General features: G+C 54.9%; 15 protein-coding genes. 2 read left to right on the top strand and 13 right to left on the bottom strand.

Annotated features, from left to right (window positions below; genetic code table 11):
• Positions 1-46 precede the first annotated feature (46 nt).
• On the top strand, positions 47-1,603 hold the full coding sequence (gene gshA / locus CKO_RS17265; RefSeq protein WP_012134801.1) for a glutamate--cysteine ligase: 1,557 nt from the start codon (positions 47-49) through the stop codon (positions 1,601-1,603).
• A 149-nt stretch (positions 1,604-1,752) separates the two neighbouring features.
• Positions 1,753-2,268 carry an S-ribosylhomocysteine lyase gene (gene luxS, locus CKO_RS17260; protein WP_012134800.1) on the top strand — a complete coding sequence of 172 codons (516 nt, stop codon included), beginning with the start codon at positions 1,753-1,755 and terminating at the stop codon, positions 2,266-2,268.
• Positions 2,269-2,392: 124 nt separating this feature from the next.
• On the opposite strand, the gene emrB is transcribed toward luxS, so the two are convergent.
• From emrB to nrdH, 13 genes are all read right to left on the bottom strand, one after another.
• Positions 2,393-3,931 (bottom strand): multidrug efflux MFS transporter permease subunit EmrB, encoded by a 1,539-nt coding sequence (emrB, locus tag CKO_RS17255; RefSeq protein WP_012134799.1) that lies wholly within the window; start codon positions 3,929-3,931, stop codon positions 2,393-2,395.
• Positions 3,932-3,947: 16 nt separating this feature from the next.
• Positions 3,948-5,120 (bottom strand): multidrug efflux MFS transporter periplasmic adaptor subunit EmrA, encoded by a 1,173-nt coding sequence (emrA, locus tag CKO_RS17250; RefSeq protein ID WP_024130884.1) that lies wholly within the window; start codon positions 5,118-5,120, stop codon positions 3,948-3,950.
• A gap of 128 nt (positions 5,121-5,248) precedes the next feature.
• Entirely contained in the window at positions 5,249-5,779 is a 531-nt protein-coding gene (gene mprA / locus CKO_RS17245; protein ID WP_012134797.1) for a transcriptional repressor MprA, read from the bottom strand.
• A gap of 90 nt (positions 5,780-5,869) precedes the next feature.
• Positions 5,870-6,205 carry an L-valine transporter subunit YgaH gene (gene ygaH / locus CKO_RS17240; RefSeq protein ID WP_012134796.1) on the bottom strand — a complete coding sequence of 112 codons (336 nt, stop codon included), beginning with the start codon at positions 6,203-6,205 and terminating at the stop codon, positions 5,870-5,872.
• On the bottom strand, positions 6,195-6,932 hold the full coding sequence (locus tag CKO_RS17235) for an AzlC family ABC transporter permease (protein ID WP_012134795.1): 738 nt from the start codon (positions 6,930-6,932) through the stop codon (positions 6,195-6,197). The genes ygaH and CKO_RS17235 overlap by 11 nt, the downstream gene beginning before the upstream one ends.
• Before the next feature lie 124 nt (positions 6,933-7,056).
• Entirely contained in the window at positions 7,057-8,241 is a 1,185-nt protein-coding gene (locus CKO_RS17230) for an MFS transporter (protein ID WP_012134794.1), read from the bottom strand.
• A gap of 191 nt (positions 8,242-8,432) precedes the next feature.
• Complete coding sequence (gene proX, locus CKO_RS17225; protein ID WP_012134793.1) at positions 8,433-9,428, bottom strand: glycine betaine/L-proline ABC transporter substrate-binding protein ProX; 996 nt, start codon at positions 9,426-9,428, stop codon at positions 8,433-8,435.
• A 189-nt stretch (positions 9,429-9,617) separates the two neighbouring features.
• A complete protein-coding gene (proW, locus tag CKO_RS17220; RefSeq protein ID WP_012134792.1) occupies positions 9,618-10,682 on the bottom strand; it encodes a glycine betaine/L-proline ABC transporter permease ProW in 1,065 nt (354 codons plus the stop codon).
• Positions 10,675-11,877, bottom strand: coding sequence for a glycine betaine/L-proline ABC transporter ATP-binding protein ProV (gene proV, locus CKO_RS17215; RefSeq protein ID WP_012134791.1), 1,203 nt, complete (start codon positions 11,875-11,877; stop codon positions 10,675-10,677). The genes proW and proV overlap by 8 nt, the downstream gene beginning before the upstream one ends.
• A 354-nt stretch (positions 11,878-12,231) precedes the next feature.
• Positions 12,232-13,191, bottom strand: a complete 960-nt coding sequence (gene nrdF / locus CKO_RS17210; protein WP_012134789.1) for a class 1b ribonucleoside-diphosphate reductase subunit beta — start codon at positions 13,189-13,191, stop codon at positions 12,232-12,234.
• A gap of 10 nt (positions 13,192-13,201) precedes the next feature.
• The gene (gene nrdE / locus CKO_RS17205) at positions 13,202-15,346 is read right to left on the bottom strand and encodes a class 1b ribonucleoside-diphosphate reductase subunit alpha (RefSeq protein ID WP_024130883.1); all 2,145 of its coding nucleotides are present in this window, start codon (positions 15,344-15,346) and stop codon (positions 13,202-13,204) included.
• Positions 15,319-15,729, bottom strand: a complete 411-nt coding sequence (nrdI, locus tag CKO_RS17200; RefSeq protein ID WP_012134787.1) for a class Ib ribonucleoside-diphosphate reductase assembly flavoprotein NrdI — start codon at positions 15,727-15,729, stop codon at positions 15,319-15,321. The genes nrdE and nrdI overlap by 28 nt, the downstream gene beginning before the upstream one ends.
• The gene (gene nrdH, locus CKO_RS17195; RefSeq protein ID WP_024130882.1) at positions 15,726-15,971 is read right to left on the bottom strand and encodes a glutaredoxin-like protein NrdH; all 246 of its coding nucleotides are present in this window, start codon (positions 15,969-15,971) and stop codon (positions 15,726-15,728) included. Before nrdH ends, nrdI begins: the two co-directional genes overlap by 4 nt.
• Positions 15,972-16,006: the final 35 nt, after the last annotated feature.

The raw sequence follows: 16,006 nt of genomic DNA, 5'->3' as shown, positions 1-16,006 counted from the left end.
TTACAATTATGCTAATTAAAACGATTTTGACAGGCGGGAGGTCAATTTGATCCCGGACGTATCACAGGCTCTGACCTGGCTGGAAAGGCATCCTCAGGCACTAAAGGGGATTCAACGCGGGCTGGAGCGCGAAACGCTGCGTGTTAACGCTGATGGCACGCTGGCAACCACGGGTCATCCTGACGCGTTAGGCTCGGCGCTGACGCACAAATGGGTCACGACAGATTTTGCTGAAGCCTTGCTGGAGTTTATTACCCCGGTAGACGGCGATATTCAGCATATGCTCACATTGATGCGCGACCTGCATCGCTATACGGCCAGAAATTTGGGTGATGAGCGAATGTGGCCGCTGAGTATGCCTTGCTATATTGCTGAAGGGCAGGATATTGAGCTGGCGCAGTACGGTACGTCAAATATTGGTCGTTTGAAAACGCTTTACCGGGAAGGGTTGAAAAACCGTTACGGCGCGTTGATGCAAACCATCTCCGGCGTACACTACAATTTTTCGCTGCCGATGGCATTCTGGCAGGCGAAGTGTGGCGTCGTGGACGGGGAAGATGCGAAAGAGAAAATTTCCGCAGGCTATTTCCGCCTGATCCGTAACTATTACCGTTTTGGGTGGGTCATTCCGTATCTGTTTGGCGCCTCTCCGGCTATTTGTTCCTCATTCTTGCAGGGCAAACCCACCACGCTGCCGTTTGAAAAAACGGACTGCGGTATGTACTACCTGCCGTATGCTACGTCGCTGCGTTTGAGCGACCTGGGTTATACCAATAAGTCGCAAAGCAATCTTGGAATTACGTTTAACGATCTGCATGAATATGTGGCAGGATTGAAGCGCGCGATCAAAACGCCGTCCACGGAGTATGCGGAGATCGGTCTGGAGAAGGACGGTAAACGCCTGCAAATCAACAGCAACGTGCTACAGATTGAGAACGAGCTGTATGCGCCGATCCGCCCTAAACGCGTGACGCGTAGCGGAGAAACGCCGTCAGATGCGCTTCTGCGCGGCGGGATTGAATATATCGAAGTGCGTTCGCTGGATATTAACCCGTTCTCGCCTATTGGCGTGGACGAGCAGCAGGTGCGTTTCCTGGATCTGTTTATGGTCTGGTGCGTACTGGCCGATGCGCCGGAAATGAGCAGCGACGAGCTGCTGTGCACGCGCACGAACTGGAATCGGGTGATTCTGGAAGGGCGTAAACCAGGGCTGACGTTAGGGATTGGCTGTGAAACCGCGCAGTTCCCGCTGCCGAAAGTGGGTAAAGATCTGTTCCGCGACCTGAAACGTGTGGCGCAAACGCTGGACAGCATCCACGGGGGAGAGGATTATCAGAAGGTATGTGATGAACTGGTTGCCTGTTTCGACAACCCGGAGCTGACGTTCTCAGCGCGTATTCTGCGCTCGATGATTGATACCGGGATTGGCGGCACCGGCAAAGCGCTGGGCGAGGCTTATCGCAATCTGCTGCGCGAAGAACCGCTGGAAATTTTGCGTGAAGAGGACTTCATTGCTGAACGTGAGGCGTCAACGCGTCGTCAGCTTGAGGTTGAAGCGGCGGATACCGAACCGTTTGATGCGTGGCTGGAAAAGCACGCCTGACAGAAAAGAAAAAGGCCACTCGTGAGTGGCCAAAATTTCATCTCTGAAAACAGGGATGATGATAACAAATGCGCGTCTTTCACATACTCAGACTCGCCCCGGAACGAAGAGTTCAGTTTATTTTAAAAAATATTATCGGAGGTGGCTAAATGCCGTTGTTAGATAGCTTCACAGTCGATCATACCCGGATGGAAGCACCAGCAGTCCGGGTCGCGAAAACGATGAACACCCCGCATGGCGATACCATTACCGTGTTTGACCTGCGTTTCTGCATCCCGAATAAAGAAGTGATGCCTGAGAAAGGTATCCATACGCTGGAGCACCTGTTCGCTGGTTTTATGCGTAATCATCTGAACGGCAACGGCGTTGAGATTATCGATATCTCCCCGATGGGCTGCCGTACCGGTTTCTACATGAGCCTGATCGGTACGCCTGACGAGCAACGTGTGGCGGACGCCTGGAAAGCCGCGATGGCTGACGTGCTGAAAGTGAAGGAGCAGAATCAGATCCCGGAGCTGAACGTTTATCAGTGCGGTACGTATCAGATGCACTCTCTGAGCGAAGCGCAGGATATTGCACGTCATATTCTGGAACACGACGTTCGCATCAACAGCAACGAAGAGCTGGCCCTGCCGAAAGATAAATTGCAGGAACTGCATATCTAGTCGAATGCAATGCCCGGTGGCGCGATGCTTACCGGGCCTACAATGTGCGCGTTCTGTAGGCCGGATAAGGCGCAGCCGCCATCCGGCAAAAAAAAAGCCAGTTCATCATGAACTGGCTTTTTTATTAATGCGCGCCTCCACCGCCGCCGCCCGCGCCGAAAGGTGGTTTGGCGAACCAGACCAGCCCAAGCAGCACGAGGAAGATCCCGGCCGACATCCAGAAGATCTCATTGGCGGAAATAATCAGCCCCTGATTGGTAATCTGCTGGGCGATCCAGCCTGACGCCTGCTGCTGCGTCATCCCCAGCCCCTGTAGCTGATCGTACATCGCCTGGGCATTGGGGTTGTACGGATTCACCGACTCGGTCAATTGCGAATGGTGCATCGCTTCACGGTTGGTCCACATGGTGGTGGTGATTGATGTACCAATTGACCCCGCCAGCGTTCGCGTAAAGTTAGACAGACTCGACGCCGCCGCCAGACGCTCAGGCGGCAAGCCGGAGAGCGTGATGGTGGTGAGCGGCATAAAGAAGCAGGCTACGGCGAAGCCCTGAATAAACTGCGGCCAGGCCGATGCGCCGAAATCCATACCCGGTTCAAACGTCCACGCACGCCAGTAAAAGCAGACGGCATACATGATAAAGCTGAACGTGACCAGCCTGCGCATATCCAGCTTGTGGGCGAAACGTCCGATAATCGGCGACAGGATCACCGGGATTACCCCGACCGGCGCTGAGGCCAGGCCGGCCCACGTCGCGGTATAGCCGTATACCTCCTGCAACAGCTGCGGTAACAACACAATCGCGCCGAAATAGAGCATATAGGCGAGACTGATACACAAACAGCCAATCGTAAAGTTACGCGACTTGAACAAGGAGAGGTCAACGATTGGGTTATCGTCGGTCAGCTCCCAGACAATCAGGAAACTGATGGCAATGACGGCGACCACGGTCAGGATGATAATCTCTTGCGAGGCGAACCAGTCCAGCTCTTTCCCGCGGTCAAGCATGATCTGTAGACTGCCGATACCAATCACCAGCAGCGCCAGGCCGATAGCGTCGATACGTCGCTGCTCGGTGCGGGTCTCGCGACCGCGCAGGGTTTGCAGCGTCATCAGCACGACCGCAACCCCAATCGGCACGTTGATGAAGAAAATCCAGCCCCAGTGATAGTTATCGCTGATGTAGCCGCCCAGTATCGGGCCGCAGATCGGCGCGACAATCACCGTCATCGACCATAGCGCCAGCGCGATAGAACGTTTTGCGGGAGGATAGTTATTCAGCAACAGGCTCTGTGAGAGCGGGATTAACGGCCCTGCGACGACACCCTGAACCACGCGGAAGAAGATCAGCATGTTCAGACTGTTGGAGACCCCGCACGCCCATGACGCAATGGCAAAGGCGACGGTTGACCACATGAACAGCTTCACTTCCCCGACGCGTTTCGCCAGCCAGCCGGTAATCGGGATGGAGATCGCGTTCGCCACCCCGAATGAGGTGATAACCCATGTCCCCTGGCTCAACGATGAGCCAAGGTTCCCGGCGATGGTGGGGATCGCCACGTTAGCAATGGTGGAGTCCAGCACCTGCATGAATGTCGCCAGCGACAGCGCAATCGTCATAATGACCAGCTGCGCGCCTTCCAGCGGTTTTTGCTGTTGCATTACACGCACCTCAGGATTATCCCGCGTTGGCCTGCACAATCTCTTCGATCAGCTTATTGACCGGAGCGAGATTAATTTCTCGTGCGTTACTCTCAGAAACCGGGGTACTACGAACCTGGCTTGCCAGCACCTGTCCGTCGCGATTCGACGTATCCACGGTGACGAGGGTTGATAAGCCGATACGCAGTGGATGCTGCGCCAGTTGCTGCGCATCCAGTTCAATACGTACAGGCAAGCGCTGCACGACCTTGATCCAGTTGCCGGTCGCGTTTTGCGCCGGAAGCAGGGAGAAGGCGCTGCCTGTCCCCATATCCAGGCCGACAACCTTACCGGTGTATTTCACGTCATCGCCGTAAATATCGCTGATGACCGTTGCCGGTTGGCCGATACGCATATGGGCGAGCTGCGTCTCTTTGAAGTTCGCGTCCACCCACAGGTTGGTGGCAGGCACGACCGCCATCAGCGGCGTGGTCGGGCTAATCTGCGCGCCAGGCTGTACGGCGCGGCGGGAGACGTAGCCAGTCATCGGGCTGACGATTTTGGTACGCTCCAGCGCCAGCCAGGCGTTGCGCACTTCCGTAGCCGCCTGTTGCACGGCAGGCTGATCTTCCAGCTTGCTGCCGAGGATCATCGCCTGGTTTGCGTTATATTGTTGAATTGCCACATCCAGCTGCGCCTGCGCGCTGGCGACGGCATCACGCGCGTGTTGCAGCTCTTCGCGACCGATCAGGTTCGCATTGCCCAGCGGCACGCGACGATTAAAGTCGCTTTGTGCCTGCGCCAGTGCGGTTTTCTGCACTTCAATGCTGGCCTGGAGCTGCTTGCTATTGATCATCAACTGGTGCGTCTGGCGAACGCTGGAGGCCAGCGCCGTTTTCGCTTTTTCGAATGCCTGTCTGGCATCCGTCTGGTCGAGCGTGACCAGCACGTCGCCCTGTTTTACAAAGTCAGTATTATCAGCCCAGACTTTCGTCACGCTGCCTGATACCTGCGCCATGATTTGAACCTGGTTCCCTGCCACGTACGCATCATCCGTTTCTTCGATATGACGCAGTACTAAAAACCAATAAATCCCATATGCCACGGCAATTGCGATAAAGAGCAAGGTTAAAAGGATTAGCGCGCTTTTACGTTTGCCATTCTTCTTAACCGGTTGCTGCGGGGTTTGAGTCTCCGCATTTGCGCTCATGTTGTTCTCCACGATCTTATTTTTCATATCGGCTGGGCCGACGTTTTTGTCAGAAAGGCCAGCAGTATGACGTGCTGGCCTGTCAGTTTTTTCTTTTATAAATCTGGATGATTGAGCGTGTCGACGCGTTAGCGTAGCGCCTCAAGAACGGCGCCATCCTGATCCATCTGATCGAGACGCGTCAGGAGCTTACGAGTGATGTGCTCAAGTTGATCTTTTTCGGCGGTGCTGAGAGAGGACCATAGCTGGTGCAGGCAGTGATGCTGAGGCGGTAACACCTCGCGCAAAAACGCGTGACCTTTCTCCGTCAGTTGCAGATGCAGGCAGCGACGATCGTTATCGCTTTCACGACGTTCGATCCAACCGCGTTTCTCTAATTCATCTGCGATACGTGTTGCGTTGGTACGGGACGAGCCCAGCGCGCAACTCAGTTCAGATGGCTGAATACTGTGGTTTTCCTGAGACTCCAGCGTAATCAACGCCATAAACAACGTCTCGTTAATCCCTTGAGCTTTCAGCATCTTATTGCGGTTTTCCAGCAGTTTGCCTTGCATATGCATGCAAAGGCGGGTCAGAAGGATCTCCTGGTAAGGAAACTCTTCGTGGCGGCTGGCGCGAAATTTTAGCATTTGTTCAATGGGCGTAAACGAACTATCCATTTGGGCATGACCTCATTAATTTCAGCCGATATAGTAACGACAGTGACAAATAAAGTAAATGTATTATTAATTTAAAATGATTCTTTTGGGTTATAAAATGACCTCTATCTTCCAGGCGAGTCCATAGCCCAGAGCGCTCAGTAGCGTTGGGATGATGATGCTGCGCGTCTTGTAGAAACTGACGCCCAGGACGGCAAACCCGACCAGCGTCGGAATGAACCGGCTGGCGTCGTGCATCACTTCGGGAGCCGTAGACACCACCAGCAGGGCGCAGATGGACGCGATGCCAATGGTGTCGAGCAACACGCCCGTTGCGCCGCGCCTGGCGGGGCGGGTGTTTCCCATTCGCAGACGAAGCGGTAAATAACGAAAACAATAATTGGCGCAGCCGACCAGCAGTCCCAGCAGCAGAACCTCATAACTCATCGGGCGCTCCTTGCCAGAACGACTGGATCAAGGCGGTCAGACACCCGCTGGCGATACCCGCCAGGATAGCCGCAGGAATGGAAAACAGCGTGACGCCTGCCAGCGCGCCGATTAACGCCGCCGTGACGCACAGCGTTTGTTTGCGTTGAAAAGAAGCGAGCAAAAAGCTCATAAACAGGGCTGGCAGCATAAAACCTAATGCCGCCTCAACGGCGGGGAAGCCTTTCAGCAATCCGCTCCCGGAAAATGCGCCAATGACCGTGCCGAGCACCCAGGAGGCCCAGGAGCAGAACGCGATGCCGATCATCCAGTTTTCACTCCAGCGGCGGTTATCCCGCACCAGTTTGGCCGTGGCGGCAGCAAACACTTCATCGGTGAGGCCAAATGCCCACAGGGCGGTTTTAGGTTTACTGAGCCGTTGGCTGATGCGACTACGCAGGGAAGGGCCGTACAGCACATGACGCACGTCCATCGCCATCACGGTCAGCGCGGCGACCCATAATGTGCTGCCCGCCGCGAGCATGGTGGTGATGACGAACTGGCTGGCGCCTGCGTAAATAATGCAGGAGAAAAAAACGCTTTCGAGGGGAGTAAAGCCCAGACGGGTGGCGTTAAGGCCAAACGCAAACGCCACCGGAATATAACTTATGACTATCGGTAAACTGTCTTTGAATCCTTCCGTTAATGTTGCCGGACGGGGCTCAGACTGGGGTGCAGGGCTTTCCATAAGATTATCTGATTCGTCACCGATGTTAAAATAACCAGCATAAATGAATCATATAACCTTAACAGAGTGGGGGACGCCTTAACACCCTGGGGAGCTCAATCAAAGGTAAACGCTTGCCATCTGCTTAATTTGCGGCTTCTTGTCGGTGAAAACCTCGCCACCAGACCAGCAGATTGAGCGCGGCGACGGTGGTACCGGCCAGACAAACGCCGGCCCAGCCGGCATGCTGCCAGGCCGATGCCGAAATCAACGAACCGGCGGCGCCGCCGATAAAGTAGCTGGTCATATACCCGGCGGTGAGCCGGTTACGCGCATCCGGGTGGACGCGGTAAATCACCGTCTGATTGGTGATGTGTACGCCCTGCACGGTGAGATCCAGCACCAGGATGCCAATAATCAGCGCCAGCACGGAGCTGTGTCCGTACCAGATAGCCAGCCAGGAGAGCAACAGCAACAGCAGGCCGAAAGTCGTGGTGAGATGGGACTTCCCTTTATCGGCAAAACCGCCCGCCGGACGTGCGCCCAGCGCGCCAGCGGCTCCCGCCAGACCAAACAGCCCAATCATCCCTTCGGAATAGTTAAACGGCGGCGCGGCCAGTAAAAAGGCCATCGATGTCCAGAGAATGCTGAAGTTGGCGAACGTCAGGCAGCCTAACAACGCGCGGGTGCGCAGGAGGCCGTCGTGGATAAACAGGCTGAACACGGAACCCAATAGCTGCGGATAGTTAAGATGCGTTTCTGATTTCACCTTTGGTAAACCGCGCCACAGCGCGACGGCCATCAGCGCCATCAGCACAGAAGCGACCCAGAAGACGGTGCGCCAGCCGCCAAGATTCGCCAGCAATCCGGCAACGGTACGCGCCAGTAAAATCCCCAGCAGCAGGCCGCTCATGATGGTGCCGACCACTTTGCCGCGCTTATCCGGCGTGGCGAGCGTCGCCGCCAGCGGCACCAGGATTTGCGCCACGACGGAGAACAGCCCGGTGAGCGCCGTGCCGAGAATCATCATGCCGAGCGACTGGCTGCTGGCGGTAATCAGCATGCCGCCTGCGGCCAGCAGCGTCATGGAGACGATGAGCGTCCGGCGCTCGAACATATCGCCCAGCGGCACCAGAAAGAGCAATCCGGCGGCATAGCCCAACTGAGCGGCGGTAACGATAAAGCCCGCCGAGCTGGCGGAAAGCGAGAAATTGTTTGCGATAGTATCGAGCAACGGCTGGGCGTAATAGTTACTGGCGACGGCCAGACCGGTTGCCACGGACATTAAAACAATCAGCGCCGGGCTAAGCCCGTGAGTGGATTTGGTCATTATTTTGAGTCAGATATGATTTCCTGGGGTATCAATCATAGCGGATGTTTATGAATGTGAGTGGTTTGTTGAGTGATGGATTGTGCGGTTGGGGGAGGGCGTATAGGCCGGATAAGGCGCATCGCGCCACCATCCGGCATTGGTGTGGTTACTGCGCCTGATGGCGCGCAGCTTTAAGGCCGACGAGTAGGTTATTTCTGCGCGGCCAGCGCTTCTTTTACCCAGCCGTCAAACTGCTGCTGGTGGGCTTTGATCCAGCCGTCAACGTGACCCTGAACATCGGCCTCGGATGATTTGCCTTCATGCATCATCGCGTTCTGCGCGTTGATATCCGCCAGCGGCACCTTCATGATGGCGAACAGCTTCGCCGCCGCCGGGTTTTTCTCTGCCCAGGCTTTGTTGGCGACAATGTGCATGGTGTTCACCGGGAAGCCATAGTTCGCGCCGTTCGGCAGTTTGGTATCAATGTCTTTCTGCTCGCCCGGCAGGGAAGAGAACGGCACCTGTAACCAGACAACATCTTTACCCGGCTTCATCACGTCGCTCACCCAGTACGGCGTCCAGGTGTAGTACAGAATCGGCTTGCCTTCTTTGAAGCGGGTGATGGTGTCGGCCATCATCGCGGCATAGTTACCGTGGCTGACGTCGACGGTTTTTTCCAGATCGAACGCTTTGTTCTGGTGGTTAATCACCGCTTCACAACCCCAGCCTGGCGAACAACCCATCATGTCAGCTTTGCCGTCGCCGTTGGTGTCAAAGATTTTGGCGATTTTCGGGTCTTTCAACTGGGCGAGGTTAGTGATCTTGTACTGCTCAGCGGTTTTCTTGTCGATCAGATAACCCTGCGCGGCGCCCGTCACGAATACCCCCTCGCGATAGAACTTTTTGTCTCCGCCCGCAGCGGCGTACATATCATCATGCAGCGGCTGCCAGTTCACGGCGGTAAAAGTTGCATCGCCAGAGGCAATGGAGGTGTAACCGACGTTGTAATCAACTTCGCTTGGCTTATTAACGGTATAACCCAGTTTCTCCAGCGCGCGGCTGACCAGCAGCGTCTGGAAGGTTTCTTCGGTGATGGTGCTCTGCACCGGCTGTACGGTAACGCCTTTGCCCGGCAGGTCGGCAGCGAATGCGCTGGTAGAGACAAGGGTGGCAAACGCTGTGGCAAATAGAATGTTATGTCGCATCGTTGTTCCTTATTACACTTCATCTTTCAAGCTGCCTCTTTGTTGGCTGCACTCATGCACCCCGGTCACGTACTGCGTGTTCGCTCCTGGGGATACATTCGTTTGCCGCCGCGATGCAACTTGAACGATTTTGTGTAAGCTAATGAATTGTAGACCCGGTAAGCAATGCGCCACCGGGCAACGGGTGAATTACTTAACGAAAGGGCGAGTGATAAGCCCAACGGGACCGGTGGTATACCAGCGGCGGTTGCCACGGCTGCGCGAGTCGCGACCAACGGCCTGGGTCAGGCGGTCCAGAATGATAGCGAGGATCACAATACCGACCCCGCCGACGGTTGCCAGCCCCATGTCGAGGCGGCCAATACCACGCAGCACCATCTGACCAAGCCCGCCGACGGCAATCATAGAGGCGATCACTACCATGGAGAGGGCAAGCATGAGCGTCTGGTTAACACCCGCCATAATGGTGGGCATGGCCAGCGGTAGCTGTACTTTGAACAGCATCTGACGCGGACTGGCGCCAAATGAGCGTGAAGCTTCGATCAAATCCGCCGGAACCTGGTTAATCCCCAGAATGGTCAGACGCACAATCGGCGGCAGGGCAAAGATAATGGTCACTACCACCCCCGGCACGTTACCGATACCGAACAGCATCACGATTGGCACCAGATAGACGAACGCAGGCGTCGTTTGCATCGCATCCAGCAGCGGGCGGACAATCTTCGCCGCACGCGGACTGCGCGCCAGCCATATCCCCAGCGGCAAACCGATGACCACGCAGAACAGCAGGGCGGTCAGCACCAGCGCCAGGGTAATCATCGCCTGTGACCAGGCGCCAATCGCGCCGATGGCAATCAGGGACACCAGCGTGGCGACCCCCATCCCCAGGCCGGAGATCTGCCAGGCGATCAGTGCGAAAATGATAATCGCCACCGGAGCTGGCATACCCAGCAACAGCTGTTGGAAGCCATTGAGAATGTAATCCACCGGCACACGGATGCCCTGGAAAACAGGGCGGAAATGCGTAACGACCCAGTCGATCCCTTCAGTGACCCAGCTGTCCAGCGGGATCAGCGTCTTATGGAACGGGTCCATAATATTAAAATGTTCTGGCGCAGGCGCGGGCGCGCTGGTCAGCCAGTCTGCGCCGCCGCCATCGGCAGGCGCGCCCGAAGGCGTTCCCCAGGCGTCGGCGGATTGCGCGGCGCTATCCGCCGCTGGCGCGGTATCCCACGGATTAGTTTGTTCAGCCATTGTTTGCCCCCTCGCGATCTAAAGCCTGTAGCAGCATGCGTTTTGAAATAATGCCGACATACTGTTGTTCCTCGTCGACAACCGGCACCGCACAAGGCGCCTGGCCAACATGAGAGAGCAACTCGCTAAGAGGTGTTTGCGCATCCACCGCCAGTGACTCGTCAATAAGCGCTGCTTCAATACCTTGCGCCTGGCTTAATGCCGCTTTTAATGAGTCGATGGAAACAATGCCGACAAACTTATTACCGCGTTCAATCACATAACCAAATTCACGGTCTTCATCCTGCAATAATTTCAGTGCGGAACGCGGACCAAAACCTGGCGTTTTACGAATTAATCCCACCGGGCTGCGGCGGGCAATATCTTTGGCGCTGAACACCTGGCTAATATCGACCCCACGGAAGAAGGTGCGGACATAATCATTCGCCGGGTTATTCAGAATTTCATCTGGCGTTCCCACCTGAACGACTTCGCCGTTTTGCATAATGGCAATACGATCGCCAATACGCATCGCTTCATCGAGATCGTGGGAAATAAAAACGACGGTACGCTGATGTTTTGCCTGTAGTTTTACCAGCTCATCCTGCATCTCGGTACGAATTAAGGGATCGAGCGCCGAGAAGGCCTCATCCATTAACAGAATGTCAGGGTTGATCGCTAATGCGCGGGCCAGACCGACACGCTGACGCATACCGCCGGAGAGTTCATCCGGGTAGCCGTGCGCATAATTCTCCAGCCCCACCTGGCGTAAGGCATCCAGCGCTTTTTCACGGCGCTCTTCAGCGGCAACGCCGGCTAATTCCATGCCGAATGCCGTATTATCCAGTACGGTCATGTGCGGCATTAATGCAAATGACTGGAAAACCATCGCAATTTTCTTTCTGCGCACCTCGCGAAGTTCGGCGTCAGATATTTTTGCAATATCAACGCCGTCGATAAGCACTTGCCCGCGGGTGGGTTCAATCAGGCGATTGAGAAGGCGTACCATTGTGGATTTACCCGAACCGGATAATCCCATGATGACAAAAATCTCGCCTTCTTCAATGGCCAGACTGGCGTCTTTAACGCCAAGCGATAGCCCTGTTTTATCCAGAATTTGCTCTTTCGAAAGTCCTTTTTCAATATATTTGAAAGCTCGCTGCGGATGCTCACCAAATATCTTATAGAGATTCTTAACTTCTAATTTAATTGCCATGCAATAGAAAGATTCCTGTTATTTATTATGTCGATACGATACCTGATAGAAATAGTCACCTTTTTCTACCCTAACATACTGAGAATCTGAGACAACCCTGAATTTCCCTCAGACACAAATATTGCCGGAGGCCATTTGCCGGGATTTCCCATGATATAAGGGCTGAGCGGGAGTGGGGGGAGAGCGATATTTTTTGTAACGACCACCGAAAATGCGCCTGAATTGCTGAAATTCAGGCGAATAATGTGGCAGATATTGAGTGTAGATCACACAGAAATAATTGTGTGATAAAAACGTGATCCCGTTAAAATATTATCGCGGAAGTGTGATCGATATTTACCGCGATAATCGCCGTCAAAAATTCCAGTCTTCATCTTCGGTTTCAATGGCTTTTCCCATCACATAGGAGGAGCCTGAACCGGAGAAGAAATCATGGTTTTCATCCGCATTCGGTGACAGCGCAGCAAGTATGGCAGGATTGACCTCCGCCATTTCTGCGGGGAATAACGCTTCGTAGCCCAGGTTCATCAACGCTTTATTGGCGTTGTAACAGAGAAAGGCGTTAACGTCTGCCACCCAACCGGTTTCGGCATACAGTTCTTCCGTATAGCGAGACTCGTTGTCATACAGCTCCATCAGCAAATCAAGGGCGAAATGCTTCAATTCGTCGCGTTCAGATTCCGACAGTTTCTCCAGCCCTTTTTGGTATTTATAGCCGATGTAATACCCATGTACCGCTTCGTCACGAATAATCAGACGAATCAGGTCGGCGGTGTTGGTCAGCTTGCCCCGGCTGGAAAAATACATTGGCAGCCAGAAGCCGGAATAGAACAGGAAAGATTCCAGGAATACGCTGGCGATTTTCTTTTTCAGCGGATTGTCGGCGGTGTAATGTTGCAGGATAATCTGCGCCTTGCGTTGCAGCGGCGCATTTTCCTCACTCCAGGCATAGGCCGCGTCTACGTCTTTCGTCTGGCAAAGCGTAGAGAATATCGAGCTGTACGAGCGGGCATGTACCGCTTCCATAAAGCTGATGTTTGACAGCACCGCCTCTTCATGCGGCGTCAGCGCGTCCTGCATCAACGCGGGGGCCCCGGCGATATTCTGAATGGTGTCGAGCAGCGTTAATCCGGTAAACACGCGGATGGTAAGCTGCTGCTCGGCGGCGCTCAGCGTCTGCCAGGCGGGGATGTCATTGGAAAGCGGCACCTTTTCCGGCAGCCAGAAGTTGCTGGTCAGGCGGTTCCACACTTCCAGGTCTTTATCATCCTGAATCTTGTTCCAGTTGATGGCGCTCACGCGTGATAGTTTCATCCTGCTCTCCTTATAGCGCGCATGATACGCAGCCTTCTATTTCAGTACCTTCCAGCGCCAGCTGACGCAGACGGATGTAATACAGCGTTTTGATCCCTTTTCGCCACGCGTAAATCTGGGCTTTGTTGATATCGCGGGTTGTCGCGGTATCCGGGAAGAACAGCGTCAGCGACAGTCCCTGATCAACGTGGCGTGTGGCTTCGGCATAGGTATCAATGATTTTTTCCGGGCCGATTTCATAGGCGTCCTGGTACATGTCCAGGTTCTCATTGGTCATAAACGGGGCCGGGTAGTAAACGCGCCCGGTTTTTCCTTCTTTGCGGATCTCTATCTTCGACACGATCGGGTGAATGCTTGACGTCGCGTGGTTGATATAGGAAATGGAACCGGTCGGCGGCACCGCCTGTAAATTCTGGTTATAGATGCCGTAGCGCATCACCTCATCCCGCAGCCGCGCCCACATTTCGCGGCCCGGAAGCGTCATGCCGCTACGGGCAAAGAGCGCACGAACCGTGTCGGTTTTCGGCTGCCAGTCGCCCTGCAAATATTGTTCGAAATACTCGCCGCTGGCATAGCGCGATTGTTTGAATCCGGCGAAGGTTTTACCGCGTTCACGCGCCATCATCATTGAGGTATTCAGCGCGTGCCAGGTCACGGTGTAGAAATAGAGGTTGGTGAAATCCAGCGCCTCCGGGCTGCCGTAGGCAATGCCTTCTCGCGCCAGATAACCGTGCAGGTTCATCTGCCCCAGGCCAATCGCGTGTGACGCGGCGTTTCCGGCTTCAATTGACGGTACGCTGCGGATATGGCTCATATCCGACACCGCCGTCAGGCCGCGAATCGCCGTTTCCACCGTGCGGCCAAAATTCGGGGAGTCCATCGTATGGGCGATGTTCAGCGAACCGAGGTTGCAGGAGATATCATGCCCGGTCTGCGCGTAATCCAGATTTTCATCATAGGTGGAGGCGCTGTTGACCTGCAAAATCTCCGAGCACAGGTTGCTCATGTTGATGCGACCGGCAATCGGATTCGCGCGGTTTACCGTATCCTCGTACATGATGTAGGGATAGCCTGACTCAAACTGGATTTCCGCAAGCCGCTGGAAAAATTCGCGCGCGTTGATGTACTGCTTGCGTACGCGTTCATCGGCGAGCAGCTCATCGTACCGTTCGCTAATGGCGATATCTCCGAACGGTTTGCCGTAAATGCGTTCGACATCGTAAGGCGAGAACAGCGCCATCTGCGCGTTTTCTTTCGCCAGACGGAACGTTACGTCCGGGATCACCACGCCCAGCGACAGCGTTTTAATGCGGATCTTTTCATCGGCGTTTTCGCGTTTCGTGTCGAGAAAACGCAGGATATCCGGGTGGTGCGCGTGCAGATACACGGCGCCCGCCCCCTGACGCGCCCCTAACTGATTGGCGTAAGAAAAGGCGTCTTCCAGCATCTTCATTACCGGGATCACGCCCGAGGACTGGTTCTCAATACGCTTGATCGGCGCGCCCGCTTCACGAAGATTCGAGAGCAAAAACGCCACGCCGCCGCCGCGCTTGGAAAGCTGTAGCGCCGAGTTAACCGCTCGGCCAATGGACTCCATATTGTCTTCAATGCGTAACAGGAAGCAGGAGACCAGCTCGCCGCGCTGTTGTTTGCCGCAGTTTAAGAAGGTCGGCGTGGCTGGCTGAAAGCGCCCGGAGAGGATTTCATCGGTAAGCTGCATCGCCAGCGCTTCATTGCCCTGCGCCAGCGTCAGCGCCACCATTGTCACCCGGTCTTCAAAGTCTTCAAGGTAGCGTTTGCCGTCGAACGTTTTCAGCGTATAGCTGGTGTAATATTTCCACGCGCCAAGGAACGTCTGGAAGCGAAAACCGCTGGCGTGGGCGTGAGCAAACAGCTTCACCACGAAAGCGCGATCGTAGCGGGTTAAAACGCTTTCGTCGTAATAGCCTTCGCGAAGCAGATACTCCAGGCGCTCGTCCTGGCTGGCAAAGGAGACGGAATTGGGGCGGACATGGGTGGCAAAGAACACCTCCACCGCCTGCCGATCCTTGTCGAACTGAATATGGCCTGCTTTATCGTACAGATTCAGCATGGCATTCAGCGCGTGATAATCCATCGTTTCTTGCTTCACACGTTCTGCGGTTGTCGTTGCCAAAATTCGCTCACTCCTTTTCGGACGTTGTCGATGTCGCTTTGCGTTCCCATCAGTTCAAAGCGGTACAGCCAGGGGACGCCGCATTTTTGTGAAATGACCTCGCCAGCGCGACCGTAAGCCTCGCCAAAGTTACGGTTGCCGGAGGCGATCACGCCGCGAATTAACGCCCGGTTATGTTCATCATTTAAAAAGCGGATCACCTGTCGTGGAACCGCGCCTGCCGTACCGCCGCCGCCGTAAGAGGGGACGACCAGAATGTAAGGTTCGTCTACCCTGATTCGCTCGCGTTCATTAAGCGGAATGCGAATAGCGGGCAGCCCCAGACGCTGCATAAAGCGGTGCGTATTTTCGGAGCTACTGGAAAAGTAGACGAGTTGGCTCATGCGCTGGCCACGCGCGCATCAGGATGCAGACGGTTGATCATATCCGGGCGGAAGCCTGACCAACTGGTATCGCCCGCGATGACCACCGGCAACTGGCGAAAACCTTTTTCCCGCAGGGTGTCTGCCGCGTCGGGAACCAGATCGACGTTCACCATCTCAAAGTCAAATCCACGGCTTTCCATCGCCCGTTTGGTGGCGTGGCACTGAACACAGTCGTTACGAGTGTAAATAGTAATGCGCATGATTCGTATTTCCATTTAAAATGAGAGAACGGCGC

It is taken from the genome of Citrobacter koseri ATCC BAA-895 (assembly GCF_000018045.1).
GTDB classification, from domain to species: Bacteria; Pseudomonadota; Gammaproteobacteria; order Enterobacterales; family Enterobacteriaceae; genus Citrobacter_B; species Citrobacter_B koseri.
The sequence above is the reverse complement of the archived record's forward strand: the minus strand, read 5'-3'. Positions and strand labels throughout refer to the sequence as shown.

Coding starts and splice junctions, on each gene's coding strand:
- emrA (WP_024130884.1), bottom strand. CDS start 5,120: ATGAGCGCAAATGCGGAGACTCAAACCCCGCAGCAACCGGTTAAGAAG.
- proW (WP_012134792.1), bottom strand. CDS start 10,682: ATGGCTGAACAAACTAATCCGTGGGATACCGCGCCAGCGGCGGATAGC.
- ygaH (WP_012134796.1), bottom strand. CDS start 6,205: ATGAGTTATGAGGTTCTGCTGCTGGGACTGCTGGTCGGCTGCGCCAAT.
- emrB (WP_012134799.1), bottom strand. CDS start 3,931: ATGCAACAGCAAAAACCGCTGGAAGGCGCGCAGCTGGTCATTATGACG.
- CKO_RS17235 (WP_012134795.1), bottom strand. CDS start 6,932: ATGGAAAGCCCTGCACCCCAGTCTGAGCCCCGTCCGGCAACATTAACG.
- proV (WP_012134791.1), bottom strand. CDS start 11,877: ATGGCAATTAAATTAGAAGTTAAGAATCTCTATAAGATATTTGGTGAG.
- luxS (WP_012134800.1), top strand. CDS start 1,753: ATGCCGTTGTTAGATAGCTTCACAGTCGATCATACCCGGATGGAAGCA.
- nrdF (WP_012134789.1), bottom strand. CDS start 13,191: ATGAAACTATCACGCGTGAGCGCCATCAACTGGAACAAGATTCAGGAT.
- CKO_RS17230 (WP_012134794.1), bottom strand. CDS start 8,241: ATGACCAAATCCACTCACGGGCTTAGCCCGGCGCTGATTGTTTTAATG.
- nrdH (WP_024130882.1), bottom strand. CDS start 15,971: ATGCGCATTACTATTTACACTCGTAACGACTGTGTTCAGTGCCACGCC.
- nrdI (WP_012134787.1), bottom strand. CDS start 15,729: ATGAGCCAACTCGTCTACTTTTCCAGTAGCTCCGAAAATACGCACCGC.
- mprA (WP_012134797.1), bottom strand. CDS start 5,779: ATGGATAGTTCGTTTACGCCCATTGAACAAATGCTAAAATTTCGCGCC.
- proX (WP_012134793.1), bottom strand. CDS start 9,428: ATGCGACATAACATTCTATTTGCCACAGCGTTTGCCACCCTTGTCTCT.